12 protein-coding genes are annotated in these 9,591 nt (G+C 72.3%); 3 read left to right on the top strand and 9 right to left on the bottom strand.

All coding sequences use genetic code 11. From position 1 onward, the window contains the following. Window positions 1-91 precede the first annotated feature (91 nt). The 3 genes from Q0195_RS15460 to Q0195_RS15450 are packed head-to-tail and all read right to left on the bottom strand — an operon-like array spanning window position 92 to window position 2,848. Window positions 92-1,237: a hypothetical protein gene (locus tag Q0195_RS15460; protein WP_299280142.1), complete on the bottom strand. Its 1,146-nt coding sequence runs from the start codon at window positions 1,235-1,237 to the stop codon at window positions 92-94. Next, the gene (locus Q0195_RS15455; RefSeq protein WP_299280140.1) at window positions 1,234-2,121 is read right to left on the bottom strand and encodes a cytochrome c biogenesis CcdA family protein; all 888 of its coding nucleotides are present in this window, start codon (window positions 2,119-2,121) and stop codon (window positions 1,234-1,236) included. The genes Q0195_RS15460 and Q0195_RS15455 overlap by 4 nt, the downstream gene beginning before the upstream one ends. A 4-nt stretch (window positions 2,122-2,125) precedes the next feature. Beyond that, entirely contained in the window at window positions 2,126-2,848 is a 723-nt protein-coding gene (locus Q0195_RS15450; RefSeq protein ID WP_299280138.1) for a thioredoxin domain-containing protein, read from the bottom strand. A 133-nt stretch (window positions 2,849-2,981) separates the two neighbouring features. On the opposite strand from Q0195_RS15450, the gene Q0195_RS15445 reads away from it, so the two are divergent. From Q0195_RS15445 to Q0195_RS15435, 3 genes are read left to right on the top strand one after another with little or no spacing between them, the layout of a single operon-like run. Then, window positions 2,982-3,467 (top strand): hypothetical protein, encoded by a 486-nt coding sequence (locus Q0195_RS15445; RefSeq protein ID WP_299280146.1) that lies wholly within the window; start codon window positions 2,982-2,984, stop codon window positions 3,465-3,467. Next, window positions 3,460-3,828 carry a BlaI/MecI/CopY family transcriptional regulator gene (locus tag Q0195_RS15440; protein WP_299280136.1) on the top strand — a complete coding sequence of 123 codons (369 nt, stop codon included), beginning with the start codon at window positions 3,460-3,462 and terminating at the stop codon, window positions 3,826-3,828. The genes Q0195_RS15445 and Q0195_RS15440 overlap by 8 nt, the downstream gene beginning before the upstream one ends. Continuing rightward, window positions 3,825-4,787, top strand: a complete 963-nt coding sequence (locus Q0195_RS15435) for a M56 family metallopeptidase (RefSeq protein ID WP_299280134.1) — start codon at window positions 3,825-3,827, stop codon at window positions 4,785-4,787. Before Q0195_RS15440 ends, Q0195_RS15435 begins: the two co-directional genes overlap by 4 nt. 34 nt (window positions 4,788-4,821) lie before the next feature. Here Q0195_RS15435 and Q0195_RS15430 read toward each other — a convergent pair whose 3' ends face one another. The 6 genes from Q0195_RS15430 to Q0195_RS15405 form a co-directional block, all read right to left on the bottom strand. Further along, window positions 4,822-5,085, bottom strand: a complete 264-nt coding sequence (locus Q0195_RS15430; RefSeq protein ID WP_299280144.1) for a metal-sensitive transcriptional regulator — start codon at window positions 5,083-5,085, stop codon at window positions 4,822-4,824. Window positions 5,086-5,141: 56 nt separating this feature from the next. Next, on the bottom strand, window positions 5,142-5,537 hold the full coding sequence (locus tag Q0195_RS15425) for a DUF302 domain-containing protein (protein ID WP_299280133.1): 396 nt from the start codon (window positions 5,535-5,537) through the stop codon (window positions 5,142-5,144). A gap of 40 nt (window positions 5,538-5,577) precedes the next feature. Beyond that, window positions 5,578-5,955 carry a thioredoxin gene (trxA, locus tag Q0195_RS15420; protein WP_299280131.1) on the bottom strand — a complete coding sequence of 126 codons (378 nt, stop codon included), beginning with the start codon at window positions 5,953-5,955 and terminating at the stop codon, window positions 5,578-5,580. Window positions 5,956-6,031: 76 nt separating this feature from the next. Continuing rightward, window positions 6,032-6,832 carry a hypothetical protein gene (locus tag Q0195_RS15415; protein WP_299280129.1) on the bottom strand — a complete coding sequence of 267 codons (801 nt, stop codon included), beginning with the start codon at window positions 6,830-6,832 and terminating at the stop codon, window positions 6,032-6,034. A gap of 241 nt (window positions 6,833-7,073) precedes the next feature. Next, the gene (locus Q0195_RS15410; protein ID WP_299280127.1) at window positions 7,074-8,807 is read right to left on the bottom strand and encodes an FAD-dependent oxidoreductase; all 1,734 of its coding nucleotides are present in this window, start codon (window positions 8,805-8,807) and stop codon (window positions 7,074-7,076) included. Continuing rightward, on the bottom strand, window positions 8,804-9,175 hold the full coding sequence (locus tag Q0195_RS15405) for a rhodanese-like domain-containing protein (RefSeq protein WP_299280125.1): 372 nt from the start codon (window positions 9,173-9,175) through the stop codon (window positions 8,804-8,806). Before Q0195_RS15405 ends, Q0195_RS15410 begins: the two co-directional genes overlap by 4 nt. Between the last annotated feature and the right edge of the window lie 416 nt (window positions 9,176-9,591).

Raw genomic sequence — 9,591 nt, 5'->3', positions numbered from 1 at the left:
GGGATCCTCCACCGGGACGGCGTTCGGCCATCCGCGTCGGAGGAGTAAGCCTCTCGATGGGGTGCGCCCTATTTGCGCCGGTCTTCGGCCGCTACCAGTCTGATGGGACGACGAGCGCCAGCTGGTTACCGTCGACGACGGTCGCCCCTCCGGCCGTTACCAGGACGGGCACGGCCGGCGTCGCGACAGCGTCGTCGTAGGCCACCGCGTCGGCGCCAGTCACGACGTTGACGGCGCGGATGGCGCTGTCGGAGCGGATGTAGGCGAACAGGTTCCCGGCAGCTGACAGGCTCATGCCCTCCAGGGGCCGCTCCCACCGATCGCCGGTTGCCGGGTAGCCGACGAGGTGGTCGCCCTCCACGGTGACCAGAGTTCCCGAGATCGGTTCGGTCACCGCATCGTGCACACCCGTTGCGAGGATCTCACCAGTCGTGACGTCGATGAGCGCACCGGACGTCGCGCCCGGCTCGCCGAGCAGCGCCGTTCCAGGCGGTGCGTCCACCCCGGGGAGCGCGGCCGGCGCGGACATGGCTCCGAGGTCTGTCAGGGGCAGGTCCCACGGGGTTCCGGCACCGCTCGCGCTGAGCGTGTCATCGGTCGCGGTGAGCACCACACCTCCGTACTCACCCACGACGACGACGTCGTGCTCCTCGTCGGCCATGACCTCACCGGTGTCCGGGTCGAGCACGACCCGCGGTCCGGTGTCCCCCATCGCCGCACCGGGTGCAGGCGCGGCGAAGACGGTCCCCGGGCCCTGCAACGGGCCGGGCACGTCGACCGGCCCCCAGACCAGCTCCCCCGTGGTCAGGTCGTAGGCGCTGGCGGAGGTCTGAGCGACCGTGTCATGCCCTGGCGCCACGTCGGTGAGGACCGCGACCGGTCGGCCCTCCGCCCGGGTCAGCGCAAAACCCGTGCACGACGGCGGTCGCTCGGCCTCCCAGAGCAGCGTGCCGTCCTCACGCGCGGCAACGAAGCGCAGGGGCTCACCATCGTCCGGATGGTCCAGGCCGAGCAGGAGACCGTCGATCTCCAGGGGGACGTCGTCCCAGCCCGGGTCGAGGATGGAAAGGCCGGACAGGGCGAGGGGCAGGGAGGCCTCGTCCACCCGCTCCGACGGCGGGGCCGCCCCCTCGAGGACGGTCGGCTCAGGCTCGACGACGGGTTCGGTGCCGGGCTCGGCGCCGGCGCACCCGGCGAGCAGCACGACGGCGGCGAGGAGGCCCGCGTGCCGCTTCACGACTGCCTGCCGGCCCGCTCGCGGGACGGAGCGTCGTGCTCCTGCGCGGCGTCGTCGTCGTTCTTGCGGCGCCGCCATGCAGCCCACGCCCCGAGTGCCCCCAGCGCGAGCACGCTGATGAGGACCGGCTCGGGCACCGCCGACCCGAAGGCCAGCACCGCCGACTGCATCTCGCCCAGGATCCGGGACGGCACGAGCTGAGGAAGGCTGGCCATCCCGTTGGTGCGGAGGAAGATCACCCCCACGACGATCAGCAGCACCCCGGTGACGACGGAGGTGGTGTGCAGCTGCACGGGTCCCACACTCCAGGCACGGCCACGGAGGCGGGCTCGACCCCGCGAACCCAGCCGGGTCCACAGCGCCGAGATGACGACGAGCGGCACGACCATCCCGGCGCCGTAGACGGCGAGCAGCACGCCGGCCAGAACCTGGGACGGCTCGGTGGCGGCCATGGTGAGCACGGCGCCGAGGATCGGACCGGAGCAGAAGCCGGCAACCCCGGAGACGGTGCCCAGCAGGATCGAGCGGACCACGGAACCCTTGCGGTGTGCGGCGGACCGCGTGGTCTGGACACCGGGTAGGAGCCGGGACAGGTCGAAGCCGAGTCCGACGACCTGCAGCAGACCGAAGACGATGATGAGCCATCCGGCGACGGTGATGAGCAGCTCCCGGTGTGAGGTGAGGAGCGAACCGAGGAACGAGGCACCCAGCCCGAGCGGGACGAGGGTGACGGACAGCCCGAGGAAGAACAGTCCACCGTGGAGCAGCAGGCGTGCGCGGGTGCCAACCGTCGTGGCGAAGAAGGCGGGCAGGAGCAGTGCGCCGCAGGGACTCAGCAGGGCGAGCGCGCCACCGACGAAGGCGGCGAAGAGACTCAGCTCCACGGGCTCAGGCCCCGGCCTCGTCCAGGGCCCGCTCCACAGCACCGACGAAGACGTCCGTCGGCTGGGCGCCCAGGATCGGCTGCCCGGCGAGCAGGAACGCCGGTGTGGAGAAGGCACCGATCGCCGCGGCCTCGTCGACGTTGCGCTGCACCTCGGCCGCCACCTCCGGCGACCCGAGGTCCGCGGTGAAGCGCTCCACGTCCAGTCCCAACTCCTCCGCCGTCGCGATCAGGGCGTCCTCCGTGAGCCCGCGGGCCGGGAGCTTCTCCCCGCCGGGGAACAGGGCGTCGTGGAAGTCGAGGTACCGGTCCTGCAGTCCGGCCGCGTAGGCGGCGCGGGCGGCGGTCTGGGACTCCTCGCCGAAGACGACGATGTCGCGGAACTCGATGCGGAGGTCACCGGCCGCGGCGTACTCCAGCATGACCGGGCCGGTGTCAGCGGACCAGGAGGCGCAAAACGGGCACTGGTAGTCGGAGTAAACGATGAGGCTCACCGGAGCGTCGACGGGTCCGACCGCGAGCGGGTCGTCCGCCTCCAGACGGGCGAGGTCGATGGTTGTGGGCGTCTCCGGCCCGACGACGTCGGCGGCAGGCGTCGAGGAGGGCGTCGGCGCGTCCGTCTCGCCGCGGCCGGACACCAGGATCGAGGCCACCACCAGCCCGGCGGCGACGAGCACGATGACGGCGGGGATGAGCCACGGGGCGCGGCGGGTGGAAGCGGAAGACATCTGGTCCTGTCGGGTAGGCAACGACTGGCGGGTCAGGGCAGCACTACTACGCCAGGTAGTACTTACTATCACGTATAGTAGAGCGATGGCATGGTCAGCTCCCCCTCAGTCCGACATCCGCGCGCAACCGACGATGGGGCAGGTGCTCCGAGGCTGGGACCGCCGACGATGGGCGGTCGCGAGTGCGGTGGCCGTGGGGTACGGACTGGTCGTGGGCGTGGCGACCGTGATCATCCCCAACCCCGTCTTCGCCCGCGACATTCCGGTGGTGGCGTGGAACTACCCGGTTCTCGTCCTCACCGCGCTGGTGGTCGGGCTCCTCACCGCGACCTACGTCCGCCCCCTCGGCAGCACCCCCTCGGAGCTCAGCAGTGCCACCGACAGACGCACGAGCCGCGCCGGCATGGCCGGCAGCGTCCTGGCGTGGTTCGCGGTCGGGTGCCCGGTGTGCAACAAGATCGCACTGCTCGCCCTGGGCTACTCGGGCGCACTGACGTGGTTCGCCCCGCTCCAGCCCCTCCTCGCCGTCACTGCGCTCGCCCTGGCGGGCTGGGCGCTGGCGGTGCGGCTGCGCGGGGAGATCTCCTGCCCGGTCCCCGGGGCGGTCGCCCGTGGCTGAGCCCGTTCCGACCCTGGGGCCGCTCGAGCGGCAGGTGATGGAGATCCTGTGGGACTGTCCGGCGGAGGTGTGCACCCGCGACGTCCTCGAACGCACCAGCCAGCCCCTGGCGTACACGACGATCGCGACCGTGCTGAACAACCTCAGCCGCAAGGGCCTGGTGGAGAAGATCCTCACTGGGAGGGTCTGGGCGTACCGGCCGCTCGTGGGCCGCAGCGCCTACACCGCCGAGATGATGGCCCGAGCCCTCGCCACCAGCACCGATCGCAGTGACTCGCTGCTCCACTTCGTCGGTTCGATCCCCGAGGAGGACGTCGCCGTGCTGCGCGCACTCCTCGACGAGGACCGGGCGGCGCCGTGACCAGCACGGCCACCGTCATGGGCCTCGTCGCCCTGCTCCTCGCGGGCGCGACCGCGGGGCCCTGGGCGCTCGGGCGCCTCGGCCCGACACTTGCCCGGTACCCGCGCACCGGTATCGCGGCATGGACTGCAGGGGCGGCCCTGTGGGTGCTCGGCCTGCTCGCGCTCGGCCCGCTCGTCGGGTGGGTGGCCGGCGGCCCGGGCCTCCCCGGAGCGGCCGGCGCGGTGTGTCGCAGGTGCCTGGAGGCGAGCAACCCGTTCGTCGCGACGGCGGCGTACGCGAACGTCCCGCCCGCCGTCCCACTTCTCGCCACGGCCGCGCTCGGACTGAGCGTGGTCGCCGTCCTGCTCGTGACGGCGCGCCGCCGGCGGCGCGACACGAGGGCGCACCTGGAGCTGCTGGGCGCCACGGCGGTGCGCGGCACGGTGGGCGGAGAACGGGTCTGGCTGGTGCCCGACGCCGAACCCGCCGCCTACACGCTGCCGGGTGCCGGCGTGGTGCTGTCACGCGGGACCGTCGACGCACTCGACGGCCCCCAGCTCGCTGCCGTCCTGGCCCACGAGAAGGCCCACCTGGCCGGACGCCATCACCTCGTCCTGGCCGTGCTCGGCAGCCTGCGCACCATCTTCGGCTGGGTCCCGCTCCTGCGCTGCGCCCGCGGTGCGGTCGCCGCCTACGCCGAGATGGCCGCCGACGACGCCGCGCTCCGCTCGCACGGCACACGCGCCCTGGCCGGTGCGCTCCTCACCCTGCACCGACCTGGCGTCCTGGCCACGGCCCACTCGCTGCACGCGGCTGCCACCCTCGTGCCGTCCCGGATCACCCGACTCACCGCCGGCACCGGGGCGCCCGACCGCCTCACCGGCGCCCTGGTCGCCTGCTACCTGCTCGCCACTGCCGCGGCAGTGGCGCTGGTCGCCGCGCCCTACGCAACCACGGTCCTCGTGGGCGCGTGCTGAGGCAGACCGCACCCCGCCCTCGGGCAGGAGTGGTCTAGGCGAGGGACAGGAAGAGCTTCTGCAGCTTCTGGACGTCCAGGGTGTCCTCGCCGTCGGAGTCGATGAGGCACTGCCTCATGCCGGAGGCGATGATCGCGAAGCCCGCCCGGTCGAGGGCCTTGGAGACCGCCGACAGCTGGGTGACGACGTCCTCGCAGTCGCGCCCCTCCCCCAGCATGCGCACGACGCCGGCGAGCTGGCCCTGCGCACGCTTGAGCCGGTTGACGACCTTGCCCATCTCCGTCGGGTCGAGCTCGATGCCGCGACCGTGCCCGGTCGTCTCCACCTCGCCGGCGCGCACCGGCCCGTCGACAGTCATGCCGCGTCCAGGGCGCCCAGGGCGGCACGCAGCCGGCCGGCCGCGTCGTCTGCCACCGGGCGCAGCGCCGCGTTGTCGGTGACGCCGACCATGATCCGCGGGTCGAGGGCCTCGACCACCGTGCTCGTCTCCCCGACCGACCGGACGACGACGTTGCACGGCAGGAGCAGCCCGATCGACTCCTCCGCCTGGAGCGCGCGGTGCGCCAGGGGCGGGTTGCACGCGCCGAGGATGACCTGCGGCGGGATGTCGACGTCGAGCTTGGCCTTCAGGGTGGCAGCCATGTCGATCTCCGTGAGGACGCCGAAGCCCTGCTCGGACAGCGCCTCACGCAGCGCCGTGACGGTCTCGTCGAAGGGCTTCTCGACGGTCGTGCTGATGCCGTAGCTCATGTCGTCTCCAGTTTCGCGGTGGTGGGGTGTGAGTGAGCGGTCAGGCGCTCTCGCGCTGTGACTCCTGCTTTGCCAGCTGGTCGCGGACCTCGTCCATGTCGAGGCTACGGACCGCGGTGATGACCTCCTCGAGCGCCGTCGCCGGCAGCGCGCCAGGCTGGGAGAAGACGAGGATGCCGTCACGGAAGGCCATGAGCGTGGGGATGGACGTGATGCCCGCCTCACCGGAGAGGCCCTGCTCGGCCTCGGTGTCGACCTTGGCGAAGACGATGTCCTCGTGTGTCTCGGCGGCCTTCTCGTAGACCGGGGCGAACATCCGGCAGGGGCCGCACCAGGACGCCCACCAGTCGACGAGGACGATGCCGTCCTGACGGATGGTGTCGACGAAGGTGCCGGCGGTGAGGTTGACGGTGGTCATGTGGTGCCTCCAATGGCGTCGAAGAATACCCCTACGGGTATATCAACAGCAATGCGGGTCGGGTATTCCGCGCGGGTCACGCGCTGCAGCGCGTGCCGGTCAGGCGGTGAGCCAGGCCGACAGCCACCGCGGCGAGGCCCGCGACGGCCGAGAGCACCGCGTGCGGCTCGGCGCCCAGGAGCCACCCGGCGGCAAGGACCGTCATCACGGGGACGACGGCGCACGGCGTGAGGCCGACACGGCTCCTGCGGCAGGGGCTGCGTCCGGGCAGGTAGGTCGCCAGGATCGCGGCCGCTCCGACGGCCGTGGCCGCTACGAGCACGGTCCACAGCGGTGCGCGCCCCAGGTCCCAGCCCCCACCCTCGGTGACGAGCAGGACGAGGAGGAGCGGTGCGAGCGCGACTGTCGCCACGGTCTGGCGGCCCGACCAGTGTCGGTGGGGGCGCGGGCCGGAGAGCGCGAGGTTCACGGGCAGCGGCCGGTCCGGGTCCGCGACGCGGGTGAGCGACGCGACGTCGCTGAGGGGTGTCACGACAGCGGCAGCGGACGCGGGCCCCGTCGGGGCGGCACCCGTGGCTGCGGTAGCCGTGGGAACGGGAGCTGGTGGAACGGGACCCGTCGTCGAGGGAGCCGTCTGCGCGGGAGCCACCGGGCTCGCGTGGCGGGCGAGGTCGTCGAGTGCGTCGACCGCGCCGTCGAGGTAGGCCTGCCAGGTGGACGAGGACGACACTGCCGCCCGCTCGCGGGCCGTCTCCCAGTGCTCACGCACGTGGAGGACCGCGGTGTCCGCCGGCTCGGGTGACGTCTCGAGCCGGCGGCGCACGTCGGTGAGGGCCGCGACCGCACCCTCGTGGTACTTCCACGCGGGCCGGGGCATGCCGTTCCGCGAGAGGGTACACAGCGACGCGTCGCCGGTGGCCGTGGAGAGCCGGGCGAGAGCCTCGCCCCGACGCACCTCCACGGCCTGCGAGACGGTCAGCGGCACGTGCACCGCGCCGACGGCTCCTCCACGACGGCCATGACCTCGTCGACGTGCATGCCGCAGCCGGTCCAGGTGACCTTGCCGCAGGTGGCGCAACGGATGGGACTGCACATGTGAGTTCTCCTTCGGTGACGGGTCAGGCGGTGACGGGCGAGGACAGGACGTCGGGGCGGACGGACAGGAGGGTGAGCCAGCCCCCGGAGAGGTTGCGGGCGTCGATCCCCTCCCCGCGCAGGATGCGGGTGGCCAGGTAGGAGCGGACGCCGCTGGCACAGTGGACGGCCACCGGGCGGCCCTCGGCGGCGGCGCGCACCTCGTCGAGGCGGTGCCGCAACTCGGTGTGCGGGATGTTGAGGGCACCGTCGAGGTGGCCGTTGCCGTACTCCCCACCCGAACGGACGTCGAGCACGAGGGACGTCGCGCGGACCTCGTCGAGGTCCCAGGCCTGCCACTGCGGCATCGTGCCGTCCAGGACGTTCTGGGCGACGAAGCCGAGCATGTTCACCGGGTCCTTGGCGGAGCCGTAGGGCGGGGCGTAGGCGAGCTCGAGCTCGGCGAGGTCGTCGGCGGTCATCCCGGCGCGCAGGGCGGTGGCGAGCACGTCGATCCGCTTGTCGACGCCGGCCCGGCCCACGGCCTGGGCACCGAGCAGTCGGCCGTCCGGCGCGAAGCTCGCCACGAGGTGCACCTGCTCGGCCCCCGGGAAGTACCCGGCGTGGTGGCCGGGGTGGAGGTGGACGACCTCGTGGTCGATGCCGGCAGACCGCAGCGTGGCCTGGTTCGCGCCCGTCACCGCCGCCGTCAGCCCGAAGACCCGGACGATGGCCGTGCCGAGGACCTCCTGCTGGGGTGTGGTGCGGTGCCCGCTGATGGAGTCGGCGGCACGCCGGCCCTGGCGGTTGGCGGGACCGGCGAGCGGCACGGTGCCCAGGATGCCGGTGACGGCCTGGCGGACCTCCACGGCGTCCCCGACCGCCCAGATATGGGGGTCGGAGGTGCGCTGGTCACCGTCGACGCGGATCGCTCCGCGTTCGCTCAATTCCAGACCCGCCTCCTCGGCGAGCGTGCTCGCAGGACGAACGCCGACGTTGACGATGACGAGGTCGGCCGGCACGACCGTCCCGTCGGAGAGCCTTACCGTCACCGTGCCGTCCGGGGTGTCGGTGACCGCCTGGGCAGACACGCCCAGGTGCAGCCCGACACCATGAGTGGTGAGTTCCTCCGCCAGGAGCGGGGCCAGCTCGGCGTCCAGCGGCGGCAGGACGTGGTCGGCGAGCTCGACGAGGTGCACGCGCAGGCCGCGGGCTGCCAGCGCCTCGACGGCCTCCAGGCCGATGAACCCAGCGCCGACCACGACGGCCTGCGGCGCGTCGGAGCCCGGCTCCCGCTTCTCCAGCAGAGTGGTGACCGCGCCCTGGACGGCGTCGAGGTCGGGAATGGTGCGCAGGGAGTGGACCACCGGGTGGTCCAGACCCTCGATCGGAGGGCGGACGGCAACGGCGCCCGGCGCGAGGATGAGAGCGTCATACCCCAGCCGGTGCCTCGAGCCGCCACTGACGACGCTCACCTCACGGCGCGCGCGGTCGATCGCGGTGACACGGTGGCCGGTGCGGACGTCGAGTTTGAGCGTCCGCGCGAGCGAGGCCGGGGTGTGCAGGAGCAGGTTCTCCCGCGAGTCGATCTCACCAGACAGGTGGTACGGCAGGCCGCAGTTGGCAAAGCTCACGTACTCGCCCTGCTCGAGGACGACGATCTCGGCGTGCTCGTCCAGGCGGCGGGCGCGGGCGGCGGCGCTCATGCCGCCGGCGACACCTCCGACGATGACGATGCGCCTACTGGGGCGGCCGTTCGGGTTCAGGTCCGTGGTCATCGGCGCACCGCCCCTCCGGCCTGCTCCCACGCGCTCATCCCGCCGGAAACGCTGGCGGCCTCGAAGCCCGCGTCGCGCAGCTTCTTCGCGCCCGTTCGCGAGCGCATCCCGCTCGCGCACACGACCAGGACCGGCGTGCTCGCCGACAGGCGCCGGGACGCGGTGTCGATCTTGCCGAGCGGGACGTGGATCGCCTGCGGAGCATGGCCGGCCTTCCACTCCTGGCTCTCCCGGACGTCGATGAGGGCGGCTCCGTCGCGGACCAGCTCGACCGCGCGAGCGGCGCTGACCGAGGACCCCAGGGTGCTGTCGTCACGGTTGCGGGTGAACATGGCACGCAACCGGCTTGCGAATGTCGATGTCGTCATGCGTCCAATATACCCCCGGGGGTATGCTCTGTCGCGGTGACAGTGCTCACGGTGACGGGGTAGCCGTCGAATGGGAACCCCCGTGAGCGGAGCAACGACGTCTCGAGGTCGGCCGGTGCCCTTGCGCAGCAGTCGGTGCACGCAATCACCGGTCAGCAAACACGCCACCCGGCACCGACAAGGCAGACGTGAGACACCACGAGAGGTAAGACCCTAGGGCGGCGTCCGTGTTGTCGGAGGTGCTCCTGTGCGAAAGTCCGAGACTACGAAGCCTGGCGAGCGCGAACATGAGGAGCTCGATGCCGAAGGCTCACGGCGCTGGCGACGAGGCGGAGCCACGCCGCCACTGCGTTGCGTCGATGGCCCACGACGCGGTCGGATCTCGCGCCAGGCATTGGAACGTCCCGCAAGCCGAA

This window comes from uncultured Georgenia sp., from assembly GCF_937958535.1.
Taxonomy (GTDB): Bacteria; Actinomycetota; Actinomycetes; order Actinomycetales; family Actinomycetaceae; genus Oceanitalea.
This window is presented reverse-complemented; position numbering and strand designations above follow the sequence as displayed.